The 23,172-nt window shown below is 33.5% G+C and carries 23 protein-coding genes and 1 tRNA gene; 3 read left to right on the forward strand and 21 right to left on the reverse strand.

The window, feature by feature from the left end; all coding sequences use genetic code 11:
• Positions 1–361: 361 nt before the first annotated feature.
• The 4 genes from B0M43_RS03215 to B0M43_RS03230 all read right to left on the reverse strand — a co-directional run bounded on the left by B0M43_RS03215 (position 362) and on the right by B0M43_RS03230 (position 4,507).
• Positions 362–1,567, reverse strand: coding sequence for a hypothetical protein (locus B0M43_RS03215; protein ID WP_123921786.1), 1,206 nt, complete (start codon positions 1,565–1,567; stop codon positions 362–364).
• Between the two features lie 99 nt (positions 1,568–1,666).
• A complete protein-coding gene (locus tag B0M43_RS03220) occupies positions 1,667–2,623 on the reverse strand; it encodes a lipid A deacylase LpxR family protein (RefSeq protein ID WP_078006856.1) in 957 nt (318 codons plus the stop codon).
• Entirely contained in the window at positions 2,613–3,395 is a 783-nt protein-coding gene (gene mtgA / locus B0M43_RS03225) for a monofunctional biosynthetic peptidoglycan transglycosylase (RefSeq protein WP_065448657.1), read from the reverse strand. Before mtgA ends, B0M43_RS03220 begins: the two co-directional genes overlap by 11 nt.
• Positions 3,395–4,507, reverse strand: a complete 1,113-nt coding sequence (locus B0M43_RS03230; protein WP_078007000.1) for an FAD-binding oxidoreductase — start codon at positions 4,505–4,507, stop codon at positions 3,395–3,397. Before B0M43_RS03230 ends, mtgA begins: the two co-directional genes overlap by 1 nt.
• Positions 4,508–4,759: 252 nt before the next feature.
• Here B0M43_RS03230 and B0M43_RS03235 point away from each other — a divergent pair, with 252 nt between their 5' ends.
• The gene (locus B0M43_RS03235) at positions 4,760–6,661 is read left to right on the forward strand and encodes a S9 family peptidase (protein WP_078006855.1); all 1,902 of its coding nucleotides are present in this window, start codon (positions 4,760–4,762) and stop codon (positions 6,659–6,661) included.
• Between the two features lie 178 nt (positions 6,662–6,839).
• Entirely contained in the window at positions 6,840–9,281 is a 2,442-nt protein-coding gene (locus B0M43_RS03240; protein ID WP_078006854.1) for an ATP-binding protein, read from the forward strand.
• On the opposite strand, the gene B0M43_RS03245 is transcribed toward B0M43_RS03240, so the two are convergent.
• From B0M43_RS03245 to pdxA, 12 genes are all read right to left on the reverse strand, one after another.
• Positions 9,278–10,627, reverse strand: coding sequence for a sigma-54 dependent transcriptional regulator (locus tag B0M43_RS03245; RefSeq protein ID WP_065448660.1), 1,350 nt, complete (start codon positions 10,625–10,627; stop codon positions 9,278–9,280). The two genes, B0M43_RS03240 and B0M43_RS03245, sit on opposite strands and share 4 nt — an antisense overlap.
• Positions 10,628–10,756: 129 nt before the next feature.
• The gene (locus B0M43_RS03250) at positions 10,757–11,053 is read right to left on the reverse strand and encodes a hypothetical protein (RefSeq protein ID WP_065448661.1); all 297 of its coding nucleotides are present in this window, start codon (positions 11,051–11,053) and stop codon (positions 10,757–10,759) included.
• Between the two features lie 16 nt (positions 11,054–11,069).
• Complete coding sequence (locus B0M43_RS03255) at positions 11,070–11,363, reverse strand: PepSY-like domain-containing protein (protein WP_065448662.1); 294 nt, start codon at positions 11,361–11,363, stop codon at positions 11,070–11,072.
• Between the two features lie 26 nt (positions 11,364–11,389).
• The gene (locus B0M43_RS03260; RefSeq protein ID WP_065448663.1) at positions 11,390–11,680 is read right to left on the reverse strand and encodes a hypothetical protein; all 291 of its coding nucleotides are present in this window, start codon (positions 11,678–11,680) and stop codon (positions 11,390–11,392) included.
• A gap of 28 nt (positions 11,681–11,708) precedes the next feature.
• Entirely contained in the window at positions 11,709–12,005 is a 297-nt protein-coding gene (locus B0M43_RS03265) for a hypothetical protein (protein WP_065448664.1), read from the reverse strand.
• Between the two features lie 78 nt (positions 12,006–12,083).
• Entirely contained in the window at positions 12,084–12,380 is a 297-nt protein-coding gene (locus tag B0M43_RS03270; RefSeq protein ID WP_078006853.1) for a hypothetical protein, read from the reverse strand.
• A 434-nt stretch (positions 12,381–12,814) separates the two neighbouring features.
• A complete protein-coding gene (accC, locus tag B0M43_RS03275; protein WP_065448666.1) occupies positions 12,815–14,164 on the reverse strand; it encodes an acetyl-CoA carboxylase biotin carboxylase subunit in 1,350 nt (449 codons plus the stop codon).
• Positions 14,165–14,263: 99 nt separating this feature from the next.
• Positions 14,264–14,749, reverse strand: coding sequence for an acetyl-CoA carboxylase biotin carboxyl carrier protein (gene accB / locus B0M43_RS03280; protein ID WP_055093857.1), 486 nt, complete (start codon positions 14,747–14,749; stop codon positions 14,264–14,266).
• A gap of 23 nt (positions 14,750–14,772) precedes the next feature.
• Positions 14,773–15,771 (reverse strand): beta-ketoacyl-ACP synthase III, encoded by a 999-nt coding sequence (locus B0M43_RS03285; RefSeq protein WP_065448667.1) that lies wholly within the window; start codon positions 15,769–15,771, stop codon positions 14,773–14,775.
• 173 nt (positions 15,772–15,944) lie between these two features.
• Positions 15,945–16,139, reverse strand: coding sequence for a 50S ribosomal protein L32 (rpmF, locus tag B0M43_RS03290; protein ID WP_007137315.1), 195 nt, complete (start codon positions 16,137–16,139; stop codon positions 15,945–15,947).
• Positions 16,140–16,148: 9 nt separating this feature from the next.
• On the reverse strand, positions 16,149–16,700 hold the full coding sequence (locus B0M43_RS03295; RefSeq protein ID WP_065448668.1) for a DUF177 domain-containing protein: 552 nt from the start codon (positions 16,698–16,700) through the stop codon (positions 16,149–16,151).
• A gap of 106 nt (positions 16,701–16,806) precedes the next feature.
• Positions 16,807–17,856 carry a 4-hydroxythreonine-4-phosphate dehydrogenase PdxA gene (pdxA, locus tag B0M43_RS03300; protein ID WP_065448669.1) on the reverse strand — a complete coding sequence of 350 codons (1,050 nt, stop codon included), beginning with the start codon at positions 17,854–17,856 and terminating at the stop codon, positions 16,807–16,809.
• A gap of 57 nt (positions 17,857–17,913) precedes the next feature.
• Here pdxA and B0M43_RS03305 point away from each other — a divergent pair, with 57 nt between their 5' ends.
• Positions 17,914–18,504: a riboflavin synthase gene (locus B0M43_RS03305; protein ID WP_078006852.1), complete on the forward strand. Its 591-nt coding sequence runs from the start codon at positions 17,914–17,916 to the stop codon at positions 18,502–18,504.
• A gap of 35 nt (positions 18,505–18,539) precedes the next feature.
• Here the strand turns inward: B0M43_RS03305 and B0M43_RS03310 are convergent, their stop codons facing one another.
• The 5 genes from B0M43_RS03310 to B0M43_RS03330 form a co-directional block, all read right to left on the reverse strand.
• A complete protein-coding gene (locus B0M43_RS03310; protein WP_123921785.1) occupies positions 18,540–18,794 on the reverse strand; it encodes a hypothetical protein in 255 nt (84 codons plus the stop codon).
• Positions 18,795–19,172: 378 nt separating this feature from the next.
• A tRNA-Ile gene (locus B0M43_RS03315) sits at positions 19,173–19,246 on the reverse strand.
• 146 nt (positions 19,247–19,392) lie between these two features.
• Complete coding sequence (gene mce / locus B0M43_RS03320) at positions 19,393–19,797, reverse strand: methylmalonyl-CoA epimerase (RefSeq protein WP_078006850.1); 405 nt, start codon at positions 19,795–19,797, stop codon at positions 19,393–19,395.
• An 11-nt stretch (positions 19,798–19,808) separates the two neighbouring features.
• Positions 19,809–22,181, reverse strand: coding sequence for a hypothetical protein (locus B0M43_RS03325; protein WP_078006849.1), 2,373 nt, complete (start codon positions 22,179–22,181; stop codon positions 19,809–19,811).
• Entirely contained in the window at positions 22,141–23,145 is a 1,005-nt protein-coding gene (locus tag B0M43_RS03330; protein WP_078006848.1) for a hypothetical protein, read from the reverse strand. The genes B0M43_RS03325 and B0M43_RS03330 overlap by 41 nt, the downstream gene beginning before the upstream one ends.
• Positions 23,146–23,172 lie beyond the last annotated feature (27 nt).

Raw genomic sequence — 23,172 nt, forward strand, 5'->3', positions numbered from 1 at the left:
TGCAATCATCATTATTAGAAACTTTTAAAAATGGGCTGAAAGCCCTAAAAGCAATAGCGTAGTGCAACGCACTACGAATTAAATCAAAAGTGGAAATTGCCCTGAAAGGGCAAAAGAATTGAGAATAAAAATTCAAAGAAAAAAGTATTTTCTAGAAGAGCATCATGTTAAACATGCTTTTTGAAATTAGGCTTCCGCCCTTACAGGGCAGAAAATTACAATCGTTTTCCTTCATAGTGCTTCGCACTATGCTGTTGCCAAGGCTCTTTCAGAGCAACAGGTTTCGAATACTTATGATTTACAATTTGTGCTCGCAAAAAGAATACTTTTTTGTAACCAAACCAGAATCATCATAAAAAAATTAACGAGCCAAGATCGTAGGCTTTTTAGATTTAACATAAATAAGATCTGGCTCATTATCCCAGGAAATTACGAGACGATCTTTCGTTACTTTTTTAATGATTCCCAAATACCATTTACTACGAGAATAATGCACCCAAAGAGAATCGTTCTTGTAATTACAATCGTAAACTTTACCATCACTATCGTTTACAAAATAATCAGCATTGATTTCTATTTTATTGAAATTGACTTTTCTGGCAGATTCCCATTTACCGTAACAGTCAGCAATATTTAATGGTTCCTTTTTCTTTCCAAAAGTTAAATTAAAAGATTCTCTTCTTGAGAATTCGTTTAATCCTTTATTTTCTATTTTACTAAAAAACGCTTTTTTATCATAGCTTTTTAGCGGTTTCCAATTAAGATCTAAAATTGAAATTTTAAAATCTTTAGGAAAACCTACCAATGTATCTTTAGCGTGCAAAGGCAATGGAACAAATTGTTCCGCTCCTTTGTCTATTACAAGCGGATCGATAACATTGTTTTTTTGTCGTAACTTCCATTCTTCATTTACTTCCCTTACAATATCTATCGAATCGGATTCTTTATAAACCAATTTATATTCCTCTCCGTATTCACTAATAAATTGTTTGCGTTTTGCTATGGCAATTTTGATTTCCTGTTTTTTATAAAATTCAATCTCTTTTTCAGAAAATTTAAAATCTATCAAAACCACTACTTTTTCATCACTTTCATTTTTCAGGTTTAAATATCTAAAACCATCTTCAAAGGTTTCCGGCTCCTGTGGTTTTGAAGTTGCAACAAAAGAGAAACAAGAAAGAAGAAAAATCAATTTTAGAAAAACGGGATGAACTCTATATGTGACAGATTCTTGTTTTAATAACCAAAATGAAACCAGAATACTTATCAAGGCAATATTATCTGAAAAATCTACAACACGATAAAAACCGAAAAAGTCAATAACAGCTTCTGAAAAAGTGCTTTTCCAAAAAACAAAAAATAAAGCTACAGCAATATGAATTTCTTTGATTCTTTTTGGAAAAAGCACACTCCAAAAAAACGAAAAAGCAAGAAGTCCCGCAAAATCAGATAATTTTCCGGTGAGATAATTATGAAAGACTGTTTTTAATATGAAGTCATTTAAAAACAGCATCACTAACGAAACAAGAAAAACAGGATGCGCTAATCTATTTAAATTTTTTATCATATCTAGCATTATTGATTAGCTCTAACTAACTTCTATCCCATTCGAAAAAATTGCAAATCAAAAAAACTTTGTCTCTTAGCGCCTTCGCAGCAAAACGTATTATTTCAACAAATACCCAAATCGAATCGATCCATAAAAATAACCTGAATTGGTATTCGTTTCCGGATCTCTTAATTCTCTGCCTCTATAAATAAAAGAATACGACATATTGAAGTTGTTATGTCTGTATTTTAATCCAAATTCGGCATTAAAACGAAGCGGTTCCAGCTCAAAAGTTAGCGGACTTGTATTACTAAACATGCTTCCCTGAATCGTAGCGTCATAAAATTGGTAATTAACGCTTGGCATCGCATAAAAATAAAACTCTCTGATATTGTATTGCGGTACAGAACTTACCGAGGCATCATGCAAATTCGAATCATAAATTGGTAGTAATTTTTTAAAACCAATTCGGGTTAAGAATCCCGTAGAAACGCCATCAAAGATAGTTCCCACGTTCGCTTCTGACTGAAAATGAAGATCTATGAAATCGTTGTGTTTTGCCGGAAACATTTTCTTCGAATACATCACATGTGCCTGAACAGCAAAAGCATTATGCAATTGATTTTCCCAGCCAAATACTTCTTTATATCCAATAATATGATGAAAACTTTCCTGGGTTTCTTTTCCCAAAGCATTTGGTCCCATAAAACCTACTTGAAAATCAGTCTTTAAAACTGATTCGCTTTGGTAAAAAAAGCTTCTTCCCGCTTCTGCAAAAAGATATCCGGTAAAAGGGCGATCATTTATCGTTACAGCTTCTGCATTAATAAACCTGGGATTATAAATGTACTGACCAATACGGAATTCAGTGATTTTTTTGTTGATTTTAGGATTATCATTTTTCGATAAAAACCGATAAAAAAGTTCTAAACCATTGGTATAATACATATCATTTTTAGATGATGTGTACAAATCGTTGTCGGTAATAAAACCAATTTCTGTTGTTTTTACCTGACCAAAAGCCAAAGCCGTTGTCAATACGAGGAGCGCAATAAAAGATTTTTTATTTGGCATTATAATTTATTTTTCCAACCGCGCGCATTTCACGAACAATTCGTTCTTTTCTTCTGTTTATATAACTTGAAGATCCTGTTGCTTTAAATTTTCTTGGGTTTGGTAATATTGCCGCAATTCCGGCGGCCTGCATTGGTGTTAAACTAGATGCATCACGGCGGTACCAATGTTCTGTTGCTGCATAAGCACCGTACACTCCGTCTCCCATTTCGATACTATTAAGATAGACTTCCATAATACGTTCTTTACCCCAAATTACTTCGATTAAAACCGTAAAATAAGCTTCGAGACCTTTACGGAAATAACTTTTGCCCTGCCATAAAAAGACATTTTTGGCGGTTTGCTGCGAGATCGTACTTCCGCCACGAATTCGGCGTCCGCGTTCGTTGCTTTTATATGCTTTTTGAAGCGCTTTAAAATCGAAACCATTATGCTTTAAAAAAGTTCCGTCTTCACTGGCGATTACGGCTTTTTGCAAATTCATCGAAATTTTCTCGATAGGTTCCCAATCGTGATCAAAGAAAACTTCTTTACCATCGAGTTTATTTTCGATCGCCCTAATCAGCATCAAAGGGGTAAACGGTACTGGAATATATTTAAAAAACACCACAGACGCGATTGAGATTCCGAAAAACCATAAACATAATTTTATAAAAAACCATTTTACTTTTTCGCCAAAAGAGCGATTGCCTTTTTTTGGTGCTGCTTTAGGTTTTGGTTTCGGTTTGTTTGCGGTTGTTGTTTTTGGTATCGGTCTTTTGGTTACTCCCATTATATTAAATCTGCTAATTCTGTTCCTATTAAACTCCCAATCGCTACTCCCATCCCGCCTAAACGCACTCCACAAAACACGTTTTCAGACAGTTGAGCAACAACAGGATTTTTACTATTTCCAATTCCCATGATCCCACTCCAACGATGTGCGATCTGGAAATCCTGATTTGGTAAAATTACATTTTTAAGTAAATCCTCCAATTTATTTTGCACAATTTTCGTCTGCCCAAATTGTGTTGTTGTTTCTGCCTCAAAATCAAGATTTCGACCTCCGCCAAGCAAAATTCTATTTTCTATATTTCTGAAATAATAATAACCTCGATCCAGATGAAAAGTGCCTTTTATATCTAAATTTGCGATAGGTTCTGTAATTAAAACCTGTGCTCTTGCAGGTTGTACAGCTCCTTTTGTAATGGTATTTGCAAAACCATTTGTGGCAAAAAGTAGTTTATTCGATTTAAAACTAAAATCAGTCAAAACAATTTCGACCTGATTTCCTAAATCGGCGTATGAAGTCACGGTTTGCTGGTTCAGAATTAAAACATTTGAAGAAACAGCCTGCCTTAGCAATTCCTGCATCATATTTCCGGTATCCACCTGAGCTTCAAAAGGATTAAAAATTAAATATTCATTCACCTTATCAAACCCAAATCGGTCCACTTCTTTAGAAAAAACATCGGCTTTAAAAAGTGGTTTTAAAATTTCATTTACAAAAGGCAATCTCGAAATACATTCGCTAAATCCGCTTTCATCCTCTTTCAGAAATAATTCATATCCGCCGTGAGGCTTAAAATCAATCGCAGCATCTCCCAGTCTTTTTCGAAGTAATTGCAAACCTTTCCAACGTTTCTCTATCAGATTTATTACATCTTCTTCTGAATGTGTTTTGAGATCTTCCAAAATTTCAGAGAGACTTCCAAAACAGGCAAAACCGGCATTTTTTGTACTTGCACCTTGTGGCAGCATTCCTTTTTCTAACACCAGAATTTTTGCTGCAGGGAATCTTTCGCGTAAGCGTAATGCAGCATGCAATCCTACAATACCGCTGCCCACGATAGTATAATCAACATTTGTGAACCAATTTTTAAGTTCCCAATAACTTAACTCCATTTTTATCTTAAAATAAATTCCAATCTTTTGAATTCCAAATTCCAATTTAGGAAATAAATTTAAAACTTTATTTTCAATCGCCACGAATTCATGAATTTTCATTTTAAAAAATTATCAAAAAAAATTCGTGAATTCGTGCCAGAAAAACTTTAGTATAAACTTTTGGGATTTTTAACATTTTTGGGATTTGGAATTTAACTATTTGGAGTTTAAAAGTTGTATTTTTAGCCCCACGAATATTAGAATTTTATTATGAAAAAAGTATTATTTACAACCTTAATAATGATGAGTTTAAACGCTATCGGACAGAATGTAATGTCTCCGGAATTGTTATGGAAATTAGGAAGAGTAAGTGCTCTTGGACTTTCGAAAGATGCGAAGAATGTTGTTTTTAAGGTTTCGACGCCTTCGATCGAGGAAAACAAATCGTCTTCTAAATTTTACATTATCCCTGCAAATGGCGGAAATGCAACTGAAATTAAAGACACAAAAGATGTTTTGGCCGACAAAAATGTTTCGCCAGACGGAAAATTTTTAGTGTACAATGAAGAAGTAAAAATTGACAAGGTTTTAGGTAAAGATTTTTATCCAAAACTGGACAAATCTGATGCTCAAATCTACGATGGTTTAGATTATCGCCATTGGGATACCTGGAATGAAGGTAAATTTAACCACGTTTTTTATAAAGAAAACAAAGACGGCGCAAAAGGAATTGACATTTTGAAAGGTGAAAATTTTGATTCTCCGCAAAAACCTTTTGGTGGCGACGAAGATTATATCTGGTCTCCTGACGGAAAAAGTATTTTATATGTGTGCAAGAAAAAAGCTGGAACACAATATGCAATTTCTACCAATACAGATATTTATGAGTACAACTTAGAAACTCAAAAAACGACAAACAGAACCGAAGAAAACTTAGGTTACGATACGGCTCCTCAATTTTCTCCAACAGGAAACTTAACCTGGCTTCAAATGAAACGTGACGGTTATGAAGCTGATAAAAACGATATTATTGTTGAGTTTAAAGGAATCAAAACCAACTTAACGGCAAATTGGGACGGAACTGTAGATAATTTTATTTGGAGTAAAGATGGCAAAAACGTATTTTTTGTAGCTGCTGTTGATGGTACAAAACAATTGTTTACGGTAAACTTTCCTGGATTAACCAAAATTGCAATCAATGTTCGCCAATTGACTAAAGGAGATTTTGACGTAAATGATTTAGTAGGTTTGGCTGGTGATGACATTATTGTTACCAGAAATGATATGAATCACGCTCCCGAAATTTATGCTTTTAATTTAAAGAAAAACAGCTGGAAACAATTAACAAACGTAAATACCGAAACGTACAAGACATTAGCATTAAGCAAAACAGAAAAACGTTATGTTACGACTACAGACGGTAAAAAAATGTTGGTTTGGGTAATTTTGCCTCCAAATTTTGATGCTTCTAAAAAATATCCAACTTTATTATTTTGTCAGGGAGGACCACAATCTCCGTTGACACAATCGTATTCTTTCCGTTGGAATTTTCAATTAATGGCTGCTAAAGGTTATGTGGTGGTAGCACCAAACCGTCGTGGAATGCCAGGACATGGTGTAGAATGGAATGAGCAAATTAGTAAAGATTGGGGCGGACAGGTTATGGACGATTACCTATCTGCAATTGACGATGTAGCTAAAGAAAGTTTTGTAGACAAATCGCGTTTAGGTTGCGTTGGTGCAAGTTACGGAGGATACTCTGTATTTTATTTGGCCGGAATTCATAAAAACCGTTTCAAAACTTTTATCGCGCATGATGGCGTTTTCAATACGGTAAGTATGTTAGGAACTACCGAAGAGGTTTTCTTTAACAACTGGGATTTTGGCGGTGCTTACTGGGAAAAAGACAATGCTGTAGCGCAAAAAGCATACACTACTTTTAACCCTGCAACTTTGGTACAAAACTGGAACAAACCTATTTTAATTTTTCAGGGTGGAAAAGATTACCGTGTACCAATTGGGCAAGGACAAGAAGCTTTTCAGGCTGCGCAATTAAGAGGAATCAAATCAAGATTTGTATATTTCCCGGATGAAAATCATTGGGTTTTACATCCGCAAAATGCTCAGGTTTGGCAAGGTGAATTTTTTAAATGGTTAGACGAGACACTTTAATCCTATAATTAAACGATAAAAATAGCCGTAGATTTATATAATCTGCGGCTATTTTGTTTTTCACATCTTTTAATTATGTAAAATATTAGCATTAATTTGTATTTCTAAAACAGAAATTTTGAATAAATTGCAGCGATTTCACATCACAAAATCTTCTCAATCCCCACAATAGCAATCTATGGAGAGTAAAAAAAGTTATACAGCACTCAAAGTCCTTTTTAGTTACATTGCTCTTTTGGGATTAGTAGTTACTGTAGGATGGTTTTTATATTCTGAAAATGTAGTTTATAAAAAATTAGAAGATAAAATCGCTTTTGAAAAAACCAAGATCCTCAGGGTAAGTAAATTGTTTTCGAATGTGTATAAAACAGAAAGTTTAGCAAGGAAAACGATTCAGACTAATTCTGAACAAGATTTTAGAAGTTATATTATCGAAACTGATTCTTTAAAATCAAGAATCGATACTTTAAAACAAATTGTTACGACTCAATATCAAAAAACGTTATTGGATAGCGTTACGTATTTATTGTCTGAAAAAACGAAAAACATTCGGCAATTAAAAACCATAAAAAATAAGGCCGAAGACGAAGTCTCTGTTAATACTGCGATTGATGAAATTACCAAAATGGAGTTTAAACTTCGAAAATTAGAACTTCAGGATTTCAATAAAAACCCGAATCAGCTGGGCAGTTATCAGCGCAATGTACTGCAAAAATATGTTGATTATCTCAATCAGAATATTCCGGATGACAGCACGAATACACTGAGCAAACAAGCATCGGATTCTATTTTGGCCAATTCTAAAAAATTGCTAAGCAATGTAAAAATCAAGGCCGAAAAGAAAAAAGAATCACTGAATTTTGAAGAGAACAAATTATTGAAAAATGAAATTGCCATTTCGGACCAGCTTCGTAAAGTACTTCGAATTATCGAAAGAGAAATTATCATTAACTCTATAAAAAACAATTCGCTAAAAGAAAAATCCCTTAAAAAAGTCAATGAAATTGTAACCGTTTCAGCTATTGTTGGTTTGGTCCTAACATTGTTTTTCTCAATTTTAATTGTGAGCGATTACTCAAAATCGCAGGTTTATAAAAAACAACTCGAAATTGCGAATTTCAAAACAAAGAATTTGCTTAAAAGCCGCGAACAATTAATTTCAACGGTAAGTCACGATTTAAAAACGCCGCTGAGTACCATTGTGGGTTATTCTGAACTTTTGGGGAATTCTGATGTTACTACAAAGCAATCGTATTTCATTAAAAACATCAAAAACTCATCAGAATATATTACGCAATTGGTTCAGGATTTACTGGATTTCTCTAAGATTGAAGCCGGAAAAATTACGATCGAAAAAGTTCCGTTTTTATTACCTGACATTATTGATGAAGTTGCAAAAAGTATTCAGACCGTATACAAACATAAAAACATTGATCTTATTATTAATGTTGATGAGAAACTGAATTCGAAAATTGTTGGAGATCCTTTTAGACTGAAACAAATTTTAAGTAATATTATAGGAAACGCATATAAATTTACCGAAGAAGGTTTCATCAAAATAAGCGGATACATAGCTGAAAATGATCAATTTTATACCATTAGAATTGAAGATACAGGAATTGGAATCGAAAAAGGAAATCAGAAATTGGTTTTTGAAGAATTTGCACAGGCCAATGAAAATATTGAAAAAGAATATGGAGGAACTGGTTTGGGATTGTCTATTTGCCAAAAAATAATTTCGATTTTGGGTGGCGATTTAAAACTGGAAAGTACATTTGGTAAAGGAAGTACTTTTGAAGTACAACTTCCGTTACAGTTTGATAATAGTCCGAATTCACTTCCCGAAGTCAAAAAACCTCTAGTTCGTAATACTAAAAAACAAATTTTTATAGTTCTGGACGATGACATCAATCTTTTGAATTTGACAAGCGGCGTTTTAAAGCAGGAACAACATCAGGTACTGTCTTTTAATAGTGGTATAAAAGCTTTAGAAGCGATCCAGAATACGAATTTCGATTTTATTATTACAGATATACAAATGCCGGAAATGGACGGTTTTGCTTTTTTGAAAAAATTAAAAAATTCTGGATATTCCACTTATAAAAACCAGCCTGTAATTGCCTTAACAGGAAGAACTGATCTTGACGCGGCTGTGTATAACGAAGCCGGTTTTACAACTGTAATACAAAAACCGTATTCGCCTAAAATATTACTGGAAACCATACATCTTATTTTAGAAAATGATACATTACCCAATGTTGACATTAATAAACAAGAACAAAAAACCAGTTCTCAATTGTATTCGTTGGATACACTAAAAGAATTTTTAGGTAATGATACTACAGCATTAAAAGAAGTTTTAAAATCATTTATCGAAAGCAGTTCTGAAAACTTAAATTTATTAGAGAATGCGATGATTGATAAAAACACAGCTGAAATTAATTCAGTTGCACACCGAATTGCGCCAATGTTCAAGCAAATTCAGGCGCGTGAAATTGGTGAAATTTTAAAAGTCTTAGAAAATAAGGATCTTGAAACTTCTGATTTACCCGATATTTTTAAAGTTTTGAAAGCAAAAACAGATGTACTTTTTAAAGCTCTACAGAAAGAAATAGCTTAATCTATATTGTAATGCTTTAATTTATTATAAAGTGTTTTTCTGGTAATCTTAAGCAATTTTGCCGCTTCGGATTTATTATTCTGTGCTTTTGATAAAGCATAGATAATTGCTTCTTTTTCGTTTTCCGACAAAGAGAAATCACTATTATTAGTTTGTTGTTTTTGGATCTGAAAAAACTCAACCGGCAACACATCACTTTGTATAAAATCGCCCTGAGTTAAAAGCGTAGCACGTTTGACACAGTTTTGAAGTTCACGCAAATTTCCAGGCCAGTTGTAGTTTTGAAAAATAGTAACTACTTCTGGTGAAAATCCGATGATATCTTTATTCAATTGCTGATTGGCCTTTTCAAGGAAATAATCGGCAAAAACCATTAAATCTTCGTCTCTGTCTTTTAATGATGGAGACTGAATAGAGAATTCGTTGATTCTATGGTACAAATCTTCTCTAAAATCGCCATTTTTTACTGCTTCGCGCAAATCTTCATTCGTAGCCGTAATGATTCTGATATCAACATTAATTTCTTTATTACTACCAACAGGTTTGATTTTACGTTCTTGAAGCGCTCTTAAAAGCTGTATTTGATTTTCGTATGAAAGGTTCCCTATTTCATCTAAAAAAAGAGTTCCTCCATTAGCCGCTTCAAAATAACCCATTTTATCGCTGATGGCTCCGGTAAAAGATCCTTTTAAATGTCCGAAGAATTCACTTGCCGCCAATTCTTTCGGAATAGCTCCGCAATCGACTGCAATGAAATTATTGTTTTTCCTTAAACTTTGCTGGTGAATACTTTTGGCGATGATTTCTTTTCCGGTTCCGCTTTCTCCAATAATCAAAACCGACATATCGGTTGGACTTACCAAATGAATATGATCTAATAATTTTTTGGATGCAACAGAAATTCCTTTAACAAACTCATTTTCATTGCTATTAGTTTGCTTTTTTACAGATTTCTTTTCCTTTACAGGAATTTCTTCTTCTGTTTCTGAAGTTTTTAAAGCATTGGTAATAACCAGTAAAACCTCATCGGGATTGAAAGGTTTCGAAATATAATCAGCTGCGCCGTTTTTAATAGCTTTTACTGCAGTATTAACATCTGAATATCCTGTCATAAGAATTACAGGTATTTCAGGATACGATGTTTTAAACTCAGACATTAACCCAATACCATCAGAGTCAGGCAAGCGAAGATCTGTCAAAATTAAATCGAATGATTCTTTTTTGATGGCTAATCTTGCTTCTGCAGCAGAGAAGGCAATGGTTACTTCGTATGCTTTTTTTACCAGAAATTTTTCTAATAATTTGCAAAACGAAATATCATCTTCTATGAGTAATATCTTTGACATTTGTTTTTAGGGACTTTTTTGCTAAAATAAGACTATTAAAATTGTCTTTTCACAAAATTATGCAAAAAAAAAGAGATTGCATACTGCAATCTCTTTTTCACCAAAAACATAAATCTAAATTCACCTAATTTATATCTTCAACCAGTTGCCATTGACATCTGAAAAAACAGTAGCCTTTTGGTCACCAACCGATATTTCGAGTTTATACTCTTTTTTTTCATTTACAAATGCTTTGTCCAGTTTTGCTCCCGGATAAGCAGTTTGCAGTGCGGTTTTTATAGCAGGAGGTACAGCATCTGTACTCACTTCTGTATATTCTGCCTGAGCAGTAACAACCGTCTTAGTTTGTTCCGGCGTTACCTGATTACTTGCGTAAAGAGATAAACTACCTAAAACTATTACTGCTGATAAGATTAACTTTTTCATGTTGCTCTCTTCTTAATTATTTTTTAATGATGTTTCCTGAAGCATCTGTAAATACAGTATACTTTTTGTCACCACTCGAAATTTCCAACTTGTACTCATTCTTTTCGTTTTTATAAGCTTTTTCAAGTTTTGTATTCGGAAAAGATTTTTCTACAGTTGATTTTACAGCTGCCGGAACAGCATCTGTACCAATTTCAGTAAATTCATCCTGAACTGTCACTGACTGAGTCATTGAAGTTGTTACAGGATTAGCTGCCTGAATTGACAAACTTCCTAAAATGATTGCTGCTGATAAGATTAACTTTTTCATAATAATAGTTTTTATGGGTTACTTAATTATTTTTTAATAATTTTACCAGTAGCATCTGTATAAACAGTAGACTTTTCACCTCTTACAGTGATTTCTATTTTATACTCTTTTTTCTCGTTTACATAAGCTTTGTCCAATTTTACACCTGGATAAGCCTCGTCTAACGCTGTTTTAATAGCTGCCGGTACGGCATCAACTTCTTTATATTCGTCCTGAATGTTTACTGATTGAACCATTGAACTTGTCACGGCTACATTCCCTGCTTGCATTGACAACCCTCCTAACAGGATAGCTGCCGATAATATTAACTTTTTCATAGTGATAGTTTTTACGGTTATTTTTTAATTATTTTTTAATCCAAGATCCATCTGCGTTAGCAAAAAGTGAACCTACTTTGTCACCTACTGTAACGTCTAGTTTATACTCTGATTTAGCATTTTTGTATGCTTTAGAAAGTACTGCATCCGGATACGCTTTTTTAAGAGCATCTGTAATTGCAACTGGCACTTCTTCTAATTTAATTTCAGTGTATTCGTCCTGAATTGAAATTGTTTTTACGATTGTATTTGTTATTGGCGAAGTTGAAGCAAATGATGTTAAACCTCCCAAAACGATTGCGGCTGATAAAAATAGATTTTTCATAATAGTTATATTTTAATATTGTTAATTTTATTTTAGTATTGCTAATTCGAATCTGCATGAGAATCTAGTTTAGCGTGATTATTTTTTAATCCAGGTTCCGTCTGCATTAGCAAAAAGATTTCCTACTTTGTCACCAACGGTAACGTCCAATTTGTATTCTGCTTTTTCGTTTTTATATGCTTTAGTAATTACAGCATCCGGATAAGCTTTTTTCAAAGACTCAGCAATTGGAGCTGGTAATTCTTCTAATTTGATTTCTGTGTATTCATCTTCAATAGAAATCGTTTTTACGATTGTATTTGTAATAGGAGTAGTTGAAGCGAATGAAGTTAAACTTCCTAAAACAATTGCGGCTGATAAAAATAGATTTTTCATAATGTATATATTTTAATTATTTAATAGTTGTTTACGCTTTAGATAATGAAAATATTGTGCCGCAACGCGAACGTTACCTCCCTAACTGCTTAATCTCTTATTTTTAAAGGGATTAAGCCATATGTGCCAAAATTATGAATTGTGAATAAGTGTGTAATTCTCATAGATATTGTGTAAAAAGTATACACAAATAGTGTTTACTTAGAGAATTTCAATGAGGAAACTGCTAAACTTAGATCTTGCAAAAACTAAAAACATCTGAATCATAATTCCTTTGTAATTATTTTCTACCAACGAAATATTCCTAACAATAACAAAAACAGCATACAGTTCAATGCAGGCCAATTAAACGACAAAACCCGATAGCATGAAATCTATCGGGTTTAGCACTATTATAAAACAAAAAAGGCTGCCAAAAATTGACAGCCTTTATATTATTCTTCTATAGGTTTCATTTTAAATGTATCCATAAATGCAGTTGTATAATCTCCTGCAATATATCTAGGATCATCCATTAATTGTCTATGGAAAGGTATTGTAGTTTTAACTCCTTCGATAACGAATTCATCCAAAGCTCTTCGCATTTTGCTGATTGCTTCTTCACGAGATTGTGCCGTTGTAATTAACTTAGCAATCATCGAATCGTAATTTGGCGGAATTGTATAGCCAGAGTAAACGTGAGTATCTAAACGGACTCCGTGACCTCCCGGCATATGAAGTGTAGTGATTTTTCCTGGTGAAGGACGGAAATCATTATAAGGATCTTCAGCATTAATACGACATTCGATAGCGTGTAATTCCGGCAAATAGTTTCTACCTGAAATTGGAATTCCGGCAGCAACCATAATTTGCTCACGAATTAAATCGTAATCAATTACTTGTTCTGTAATTGGGTGCTCTACCTGAATACGAGTATTCATTTCCATGAAATAGAAATTTCTGTGTTTGTCAACCAAAAATTCTACAGTACCAGCTCCTTCGTATTTAATAAATTCAGCAGCTTTTACAGCAGCTTCTCCCATTGCAGTACGTAATTCATCAGTCATGAAAGGTGAAGGCGTTTCTTCAGTCAATTTTTGGTGACGACGTTGTACAGAACAATCTCTTTCAGAAAGGTGACATGCTTTTCCGTAAGAATCTCCAACAACCTGAATTTCGATATGACGTGGTTCTTCGATAAGTTTCTCCATGTACATTCCGTCATTTCCAAATGCAGCAGCAGCTTCCTGACGTGCACTTTCCCAAGCTTTCAATAATTCATCTTCTTTCCAAACCGCACGCATTCCTTTTCCACCACCACCTGCTGTTGCTTTAAGCATTACAGGGTAACCAAATTCTTTAGCTAATTTTTGTGTTTGTTCGAAAGATTCTAATAATCCTTCAGAACCTGGTACACATGGAACCCCTGCCGCTTTCATTGTAGCTTTTGCAGAAGCTTTATCTCCCATTCTGTCAATCATTTCAGGAGCGGCACCAATAAATTTGATTCCGTGTTCCTGACAAATTTTAGAGAATTTAGCATTCTCAGAAAGAAAACCATAACCTGGATGTATTGCGTCTGCATTTGTAATTTCTGCAGCAGCAATAATATTTGACATTTTCAAATACGATAAGTTACTTGGAGGAGGACCAATACAAACCGCTTCGTCAGCAAACTTAACATGTAGACTTTCTGCATCGGCTGTAGAGTAAACTGCTACAGTTTTGATTCCCATTTCCTTACATGTACGAATTACACGAAGTGCAATTTCTCCTCTATTCGCAATTAATATTTTTTTAAACATCTTTTTAAAATTAGATAATTAGATAATTAGATAATTGGATAATTAGATTTTAAGCACTTTTAAGAAAGTCTAAAAATCTAAAAATCTAACGATCTAAAATTAAGATGGATCAACTAAGAACAAAGGTTGGTCAAATTCTACAGGAGACATATCGTCAACAAGAATTTTTACAATTTTACCTGAAACTTCTGATTCGATTTCGTTAAATAATTTCATTGCTTCAATTACACAAAGAACATCACCTTTAGAAATAGTACTTCCAACTTCAGTAAATACTGGTTTGTCCGGAGATGGTTTTCTATAGAAAGTTCCAATAATTGGAGATTTAATAGTAATGAATTTAGAATCTTCTGCCGGAACAGATGCTTCGCTAGTTACGTTTACAACAGCTGGAGCTTGTTGAGGAGCAACTGCTTGTGGCAAGGCAGCCTGAGCAGGCAATTGTTGTACATAAGTAGTTTCAGTTACATTTCCTTCTAAAGTTGTTCTAATCGTGATTTTTACATCATCCATTTCTAACTTTACCTCTGCAACTCCCGAATTTGCTACAAATTTGATTAGGTTTTGAATTTCTTTTAAATCCATAATGATTTGTTTTTAGTTTTAATTTATTTCTTATCGTAAGCCCATTTTAGGTAAATAGATCCCCAAGTGAATCCACCACCAAAAGCGGCAAAAATAATATTATCTCCTTTTTTGAACTGGTGCTCAAAATCGCTTAATACCAACGGCAACGTTGCTGAAGTTGTATTACCATATCTTTCGATATTCATTAATACTTTTGATTCTTCAAGATTCATTCTGCTTGCAGTAGCATCTATAATACGTTTGTTTGCCTGATGCGGCACTAACCAATTAACATCTTCGTTAGTTAAATTGTTTCTTTTCAAAATCAACTCACTTGCATCAGCCATATTCGTTACAGCATATTTAAAAACGGTTTTTCCGTCCTGAATAATATTGTGTTGATTGTTTTGAACGGTTTCTAAAGTAGTTGGTATTAGAGAACCACCGGCAGGAATTTTAAGAAAATCGCGTCCTACACCATCGCTTCGTAAGTATTCATCTTGCAAGCCTAAGCCTTCATAATTTGGTTCAAAAAGAACAGCTCCCGCTCCATCTCCAAAAATAATACAAGTTGCTCTGTCTGTATAATCTACAATTGATGACATTTTATCGGCACCAATTAACAGTACTTTTTTGTATCGCCCTGACTGCACATAAGCTGCAGCAGTTGACATTCCGTATAAAAAACTTGAGCAGGCTGCTTGCAAATCGTATGCAAATGCATTTGTAGCTCCAATTTCTGTTGCAACATAAACTCCTGTAGAGGCTACCGGCATATCGGCAGTAGCTGTTGCCATTATAATCATATCAATCTCTAAAGGATCAATATTTGCTTTCGCAATTAAATCTTGTGCTGCTTTTATGGCAAGAAACGACGTTCCTTTATCAGCATCTTTAAGAATCCTTCTTTCTTTAATTCCAGTACGAGTAGTAATCCATTCGTCATTGGTATCGACCATTGTTTCTAATACTTTGTTCGAAAGAACGAAGTCAGGAACATAAGCTCCAACAGCGGTAATTGCGGCTGTGATTGTATTCATTATATTCTATTATTTCGTTTCAAATACTACGTACCTGAAAAATTTTTAAAAGACTTGAAAATTACAAAAAAAAACGAAATGAATTTGTATGCATTTTCTTAAAAAAAGAAAATTATAACCAACAAAAAAAACTCTCACTATGTGAGAGTTCTAGTATCATTTACAAAAACGTATTAAGCAACCGCTACAGATTTATCGATAACAACTTGCCCTCTGTAATACATTTTACCTTCATGCCAGTAAGCTCTGTGGTATAAATGTGCTTCTCCAGTAATAGGACATGTAGCGATTTGAGCTACAGTAGCTTTATAATGTGTTCTTCTCTTATCTCTTCTTGTTTTCGAGATTTTTCTCTTAGGATGTGCCATTTTACTATATTATTTATCCGTTAATAGTTTCTTTAATTTGTCCCAACGCGGGTCAATATCTTCTTCTTGTTTACTCTCTTCTTTTTGTTCTTTGACTTTGTTTACTGTCAGTTCATTTAGTTTTTTCAAGGCTTCGGTTTGCAAACTTCCGTCTTTTACTCCTGGATGAACTCGTTTTAGCGGCACCGAAAGGGCAATCATTTCATAAATGTATTGCGCAACATCTATTTCATGTTCTCCGTGCGGTAAGATCAACAGCTCTTCGTTATCATTATTGAATTCATCTCCAAAACGAACAATTAATTTCATTTTTCCCTTTATAGGAAGATCGAAATCTTCGCCTGTTAGATCACAAGGCACATTTACAGTTCCTTTGTGTTTGAATTCCAACTCTAACATGTTGCTTTTCTTATCTAAAACTAAACCTACTTTGATATCTGAACTTTGAAATTCGTCGTAATCAAAGTTCGCAAAGAACGTGTTACTTATTTGATACTCAAAATGGTGTTTTCCTAGCTTTAACCCTATGAAAGGAATTAAAAATTCTTTTGTTTTGCTCATTTCAACATCAATTTCGCCAACTCGTATCTAAAAATCAGATACCTGAATTGGGGTGCAAAGATATAAAATTATTATAAAACTAATAATCTTATTCACCTTTTTTTGTTTATAACTGTTTTTCTTTTATTTTAAGAGGTTTTTGAGTAATCTCTTCGTACTGATTTCTCGAGTGAAAAATATCTATTGCAAGATAAACTGCCTCTTTAAATGAATTATAATCTGCCATGTCTTTTCCAGCAATATCGTATGCTGTACCATGATCCGGCGATGTTCTGATCTTATTTAATCCTGCTGTGTAATTTACTCCTTTTCCAAAAGACAATGTTTTAAAAGGTATCAATCCCTGGTCATGATACGTTGCTACAATAGCATCATATTTTTCATATTGACCGCTTCCAAAAAAACCATCGGCAGAAAATGGTCCAAAAACCATCGTTCCGGCATCAAATATTTTCTTTAAAGCAGGTTTTAAAACCAAATCATCTTCTTTTCCTATTACGCCGCCATCACCCGCATGCGGATTCAATCCTAAAACAGCAATTTTCGGCCTTACAATACTAAAATCCTGAATCAAAGATTTTCTGACGGTTTCAATTTTTCTTGTAATTAATTCTTCTGTCAAATGCGAAGAAACTTCACTTAAAGGAACATGATCCGTCAATAAACCCACTCTCAAATTATCCTGAACCATCATCATCAATGCATTCCCTTCTAATTCCTGATCTAAATAATCGGTATGTCCTGGAAATTTAAAATCTTCTGACTGAATATTATACTTATTGATGGGCGCTGTAACCAATACATCAATCAAACCTTCTTTTAAAGCCTTAGTCGCCGCAACAAATGATTTTATAGCATACTCGCCAATTTTCTCATCGTTTGTCCCTAAATTGATATCTACTCCTTCTTTCCAAAGATTAAATACGTTTACTTTTCCAACCACAACCTGATCGAGTTTATCAACGCCATGAAACTGAACTGTAGAAGTAAAGCTCTTTTTTACAAAAGAAAGTATTTTAGCATTGGCAAAAATAACCGGCGTACACATTTCTAACATGCGAGAATCTTCGAATGTTTTAAGTATAACTTCGCTTCCAATACCGTTTAAATCTCCAATTGAAATTCCAACAATTATATTTTCTGCTTTTTTATTCATGAGCTCAGGTTATTTATTACTAATTTTGATGTGCAAATTTAGTAAAATAAAACAACAATGTTTACAGGAATTATAGAAACCCTTGGAAGGATTCACGAAATAAAAAAAGAGCAAAGCAATCTTCACGTAACAGTAGAAGCTTCGATTACAAATGAATTAAAAATAGATCAAAGCGTTTCGCATAACGGAATATGCCTGACGGTTGTCGCGATAAAGGACTCTTTTTATACGGTAACTGCTATTGAAGAAACGATTTCGAAAACAAATATTGGCAACTGGAAGGTTGACGATATTGTAAATCTGGAAAGAGGAATGAAATTGGGCGACCGCCTTGACGGACATATTGTACAAGGTCATGTTGACCAAACAGGAACGTGCATTAAAATCGAAGAAGCAAACGGAAGCTGGAATTATACTTTTGAATACGACAAAAACCTCAGCAATATCACCATCGAAAAAGGATCAATAACTGTAAACGGAGTAAGCCTTACAGTTGTAAACTCTAAAACAAACGAATTTAGTGTTTCGATTATTCCGTATACTTACGAAAATACCAATTTTAAAAGCTTTCAAGTTGGAACAAAAATCAATCTGGAATTTGATGTGGTTGGAAAATACATATCAAGACTTTATTCCATCAATAAATAATTTCAAAAACTCGTTTCTACAAAAAAAGCTTCAATTTACATTGAAGCTTTTTTTATTTTATGCCTATATACAACAGTAGTACCTAAAACTAATCCCGCAACCAATAAGAAAACAATATTTGTATCAATTGGCATTTCAAAATCTGGCGGCGGTGGACCTTCAGATTCATCCCCTAACATATTTGCTGATCGAGCATTTTGAGGACTAGGAGGATGAACTCCTGCTTTAACACTTGATATCGAAACCAAAACAATAAAAAACAACAAAAAAACTATTCTTATTCGCTTCATAATTTTAACATGCTGCATTACAGCAAGGTAGATTGTTAAATTTATTAAAATTTAATATAATTCGCACAAAAACAGGGGCTTAGACGCAAATATTTGACAAAAGTATATGTTTTTTACAAAAAAACAAGATTTAAAGCAAAAAACGACCAAATAAGTAAAAATAACTTTTTAACGTAAGAATAGACCCAAAAAAAAGCAAAATATCTTTTAATTATTTATGTATTATTTTACAATTTAAAACCTCAACATTAATACATTTCACCACCAAACAACAGCTAATCAGTTAACAGACATGATATTAAAGATTTTTCAGACAAAAAAATCATTAAAAAACTCCAAAAAAAAATGCCTTTACATTTCTGTAAAGGCATTTTTATGTGGTCCCACCTGGGCTCGAACCAGGGACCACCTGATTATGAGTCAGGTGCTCTAACCAGCTGAGCTATAGGACCGGTTTGAGGATGCAATATTACTACTATTTTTAATTCACTCCAAATATTTTGGGATATGATTTCTAATTAATTTCAAATAATAGTCAGTCTTTTTAAAACACAATTGATTTTCAATCGATTATTTCAGATTCTTAAAAAATATTTTTTTATCTGATTTCCTGGCAAAGCTCTACTAAAACCCCATTTGTGTTTTTTGGATGCAAAAAAACTACCAATTTATTGTCGGCGCCTTTCTTTGGGACTTCATTTATCAAGACAAAACCTTCGTTTTTTAAGCGAGCAATCTCTGCATGTATATCTTCGACATCAAAAGCAATATGATGAATCCCTTCTCCTTTTTTTTCTAAAAACTTAGCAATTGGACTTTCCGGATTTGTTGCCATCAAAAGTTCAATTTTATTGGTTCCTGTTTGAAAAAAAGACGTTAAGACTCCTTCACTCTCCACCACTTCTTCTTTATATGATGGAACGCCTAATAATTTTTCGAACAAAATAGTAGCATCTTGCATGTTTTTTACCGCGATTCCGATATGCTCAATCTTATTGACCATCTTAATTACATTTACTGATTTATATAAGTATTAAAATAACCGCATTCTGCAATTACATCCTGATAGTATTTTGTGTCTGAATACTCTTTTTTCAAAGTTTTAAAACCACTCCATGCTATAAAATTAATTTTATCATCATTTGCGTCCCACCAGTTTTTCAGATCATTGAACTTATTATTATAATATTCGTTTCGCTCGCATTTCGCCAACATATAGATGCATTTTGCTTTTTGCTCTTTTGTTGTTGCAGCTTCAAATGCTTTTTGATAATACATTTTAGGAACATCACAATTGGTAATCATTTTTTTCATCGAATCCCTAAACGAATACGGATTTGAACCGTAACCTACAATACTGGTTTCATAGAAAGTTCTGCCGTTCCCGAAATGGGTGATATTATAGAATGCATTCCCAAGCAATAAACTATTCGTATAGACATCTTCTTTTTGTGCCAGTTTATCCTGCATGGCTTTTATGGTATTCAAAAATTCAAGTTGAGAATATTTCTTTTTTTGATAAGCTGTGTGATCACAATCATGACAATCTTTAATATTCCCGTTAAACGGATTTCCTAAGAAAGTATAGTGCTGAACTGAATCTGTTTGCTGAATAAACGCAATCGCTTCAGGAATTTTATTGTTGAATGTTGCCTGAACTGCCTGAAAATTATTAATATCTTTTAATTTGAGATAGTAAATTCCAACCCCAATTTTCTCGATCTCGGTTTTATTTGGCTTAGCCAAAAATCCTTTCATATCTAACAAATTCTTCTCGTTATCATAAAAAGCATTCCCTGCACCCCAGTAATACAAATTCGAATGAGAATCGCCGCCAAATAACTCCTCCATTACAGGATTTGCTTTTGCTTTGTATAACGTAGCCAAATAATTCTTGCTCCATTGCGCCGCATTTTGATAACGGAATTCCTGACCCTTGTACGTTTTTGGAAGTTCCTGATACAACCAATTCAAATCGGCCAGGATTGTTTTTTCGTTTTTATCGGTGAGTTTATCGATTTTACTCATGTTATTTACAAAACGAAGTAATCTCAGTTGGTAATTGGCCAATTCGGTTTTTGGCATTGTTTTCTCCGCTTTATTCAAATTAGTATCGGCGGCGGCATAATCACCTTTTAAAGTTTGCAAATATCCTAATGAAATATCCCACAAATAAGGTTTTTCGGTATTTCCTGCAGCAGCAATTTTAGAAACTAAATCAAACGCTTTGGCATTCATTTTAGCTTTATTTGCTTCTCTGTTTTCAGTAACTGTTTGTTTAACCGTTGGCGAATTATAATCGTCAACATTTGTTTTTACCTCAAATGAATTATTTATTGCCTGCTCCTGATTGTTCACCAATCTGGTTAACAAATAGTTTAGATGTTCACTTTTGGGATCTAATTCGTAAATTTTTCCGATGGCCTGAGCTTCATCTTTATAATAACCATGAATGGCCCAAAGTGCTGCTTTTTCTTTATTATTTTTTGCCATTGCCAAAGACTTGTTCCAATCGGCATCGTTTTGCGGACGAAAGCTATAAGCAGTCACCACACGCAATTCAGGACATTTATCAAATACCTGCGCATACAAATAATTTGAAGTCGAATACTTTTTCTGCTGATAGTTTATTCCCGCCACGTAAGAAAGGGCGCGGTAATACAACGTATTTTTCGCTACAGAAGCTTCGGTTTTATTAAAAAACTCAATTGCTTTTTTCTTGTTGCTGCTGTAAAAATAAGCTTTCATGGTAAGAAACCAATATCTGTTTTTTAGAAATGAATCTGAGGTTGTATTGTAAACATTCTCGATGGACTGAATCATTTTTAAATCATCAAAAGTTTTTGCCACAACGGGATCATAACTCCAATAATCATTGTTTATCGAAACAGTCTCTATTTTTTGTGCCAAATACAAAAATTCGACAAAACCCATCACTTTTGCATCTTTCAAATCAATCTTTTTACCCCATTTTAATGAAGTCTGATTTTCTTTTTTATTTTTAAAGAAAACATGAAGCTGCGTAATATCTGTTTTATTTTGAGCCGTTTTTTTCTCAGAAGAATATCTTGGCGTTTCCTCTCCTATTAAAAAATAATTTACGGTTGCCGTATCTATTTTTCCTTTCAAAAACGTACTCCAATCCGATTTTATATCGTCATTGAATCTTGAATTGTGTTGCGTATCAAAACCAATTCCGTAGAAAACATCGCCGGACAAAAAAAGCGGCGAATATGATTTGTCAGTAAATGTTTCAGGCGTAAAGTTAGAATTATAACCAAAGAAATCCCAGTCATCTCCGCCTCCACACGCATGAATTATTCCGTAAACAGAAAGTAAAGCAGCACTAGAAACAAGAAATAACTTGTTTAAAAATATTCTTTTCATAGTTTTTAATATTGAATTCGTCTAAATCGTAAAATATAATTTCCTTTGGGCGCTGAACTAAATTATCATCTAATTCTTCTGCCATTTCTTTTAAATCTTCTGAAGATATGGCTTCTATTTTAAGCAAATCATTTTCTTCATAAAAAGTTCCATTTTTATAATTTGATTTTTTCACTTTAAAAAAGAGACCGTCAATCAGTTCAAAATTAGCATCTTTTTTAAGTTCTTTCGCATTGATTTTCGAACGCAATCCAATTACTTTTTGATTCCGGATATGAACTGCCCAGGAATATATGGGCAAAGCAAAATCGAGATGCAGTGGATATTTTTTCAGGCTCTTTAAATATTTTCCGGCAATTTTTTTGCTGTAAATCGAATTTAACGAATCCGGCGCAATTGTCCCCATATTATAATACATTAAAACTCCTGAATCGACATTCGGAATTTTAGTCTTTTTAAAATACTTCACCTGATGCAAACGAATTGTTGCCGAAAGTTTTTTCTTCGAAAGTTTTTTAAATTGTTCTATAAATTTAAGATAATTAGCTTTGCTTTTTAATGTCCAATCGCAATCGATTTGAATTTCCTGACAAGAAATTTTATTCTTAGCATTAATTTCTTCGACCAACCCAACGGTTTTCTGAGCCAAATCATCAATATCAAGATGAGGCAAAGACATGACCTTATTTTGAATAAAAACTACCGGAACTACATTAAAAGCATTACTATTTTCCTGAAAACGAATGGGACTTATAGGGATTGGTTCTTTGGTTTCCGGATAGAAACCTATGTCGAAATAGCGAATATAAAGCTTACTGACTTCATTATCCTGCAGGACTTTTTTCTCGGTCTCCGATAATTTAAAGATGGTTTTCCAATAATAAAAAGCTACGACTGGCTTTTCATTTTTACCACAAGAAATCAGTAAAAAAAACAATACACCAACGAAAAATCTTTTTGTCAAAACGGGGAAAAATTATATTTAAAATCA

This window comes from Flavobacterium sp. KBS0721 (assembly GCF_002007065.3).
In the GTDB taxonomy this organism is placed as follows: Bacteria; Bacteroidota; Bacteroidia; order Flavobacteriales; family Flavobacteriaceae; genus Flavobacterium; species Flavobacterium piscis.

Excerpts from the sequence above, each read along its gene's own strand:
- B0M43_RS03215 (WP_123921786.1), bottom strand. The coding sequence starts at position 1,567 with ATGATAAAAAATTTAAATAGATTAGCGCATCCTGTTTTTCTTGTTTCG.
- B0M43_RS03220 (WP_078006856.1), bottom strand. The coding sequence starts at position 2,623 with ATGCCAAATAAAAAATCTTTTATTGCGCTCCTCGTATTGACAACGGCT.
- mtgA (WP_065448657.1), bottom strand. The coding sequence starts at position 3,395 with ATGGGAGTAACCAAAAGACCGATACCAAAAACAACAACCGCAAACAAA.
- B0M43_RS03230 (WP_078007000.1), bottom strand. The coding sequence starts at position 4,507 with ATGGAGTTAAGTTATTGGGAACTTAAAAATTGGTTCACAAATGTTGAT.
- B0M43_RS03235 (WP_078006855.1), top strand. The coding sequence starts at position 4,760 with ATGAAAAAAGTATTATTTACAACCTTAATAATGATGAGTTTAAACGCT.
- B0M43_RS03240 (WP_078006854.1), top strand. The coding sequence starts at position 6,840 with ATGGAGAGTAAAAAAAGTTATACAGCACTCAAAGTCCTTTTTAGTTAC.
- B0M43_RS03245 (WP_065448660.1), bottom strand. The coding sequence starts at position 10,627 with ATGTCAAAGATATTACTCATAGAAGATGATATTTCGTTTTGCAAATTA.
- B0M43_RS03250 (WP_065448661.1), bottom strand. The coding sequence starts at position 11,053 with ATGAAAAAGTTAATCTTATCAGCAGTAATAGTTTTAGGTAGTTTATCT.
- B0M43_RS03255 (WP_065448662.1), bottom strand. The coding sequence starts at position 11,363 with ATGAAAAAGTTAATCTTATCAGCAGCAATCATTTTAGGAAGTTTGTCA.
- B0M43_RS03260 (WP_065448663.1), bottom strand. The coding sequence starts at position 11,680 with ATGAAAAAGTTAATATTATCGGCAGCTATCCTGTTAGGAGGGTTGTCA.
- B0M43_RS03265 (WP_065448664.1), bottom strand. The coding sequence starts at position 12,005 with ATGAAAAATCTATTTTTATCAGCCGCAATCGTTTTGGGAGGTTTAACA.
- B0M43_RS03270 (WP_078006853.1), bottom strand. The coding sequence starts at position 12,380 with ATGAAAAATCTATTTTTATCAGCCGCAATTGTTTTAGGAAGTTTAACT.
- accC (WP_065448666.1), bottom strand. The coding sequence starts at position 14,164 with ATGTTTAAAAAAATATTAATTGCGAATAGAGGAGAAATTGCACTTCGT.
- accB (WP_055093857.1), bottom strand. The coding sequence starts at position 14,749 with ATGGATTTAAAAGAAATTCAAAACCTAATCAAATTTGTAGCAAATTCG.
- B0M43_RS03285 (WP_065448667.1), bottom strand. The coding sequence starts at position 15,771 with ATGAATACAATCACAGCCGCAATTACCGCTGTTGGAGCTTATGTTCCT.
- rpmF (WP_007137315.1), bottom strand. The coding sequence starts at position 16,139 with ATGGCACATCCTAAGAGAAAAATCTCGAAAACAAGAAGAGATAAGAGA.
- B0M43_RS03295 (WP_065448668.1), bottom strand. The coding sequence starts at position 16,700 with ATGAGCAAAACAAAAGAATTTTTAATTCCTTTCATAGGGTTAAAGCTA.
- pdxA (WP_065448669.1), bottom strand. The coding sequence starts at position 17,856 with ATGAATAAAAAAGCAGAAAATATAATTGTTGGAATTTCAATTGGAGAT.
- B0M43_RS03305 (WP_078006852.1), top strand. The coding sequence starts at position 17,914 with ATGTTTACAGGAATTATAGAAACCCTTGGAAGGATTCACGAAATAAAA.
- B0M43_RS03310 (WP_123921785.1), bottom strand. The coding sequence starts at position 18,794 with ATGAAGCGAATAAGAATAGTTTTTTTGTTGTTTTTTATTGTTTTGGTT.
- mce (WP_078006850.1), bottom strand. The coding sequence starts at position 19,797 with ATGGTCAATAAGATTGAGCATATCGGAATCGCGGTAAAAAACATGCAA.
- B0M43_RS03325 (WP_078006849.1), bottom strand. The coding sequence starts at position 22,181 with ATGAAAAGAATATTTTTAAACAAGTTATTTCTTGTTTCTAGTGCTGCT.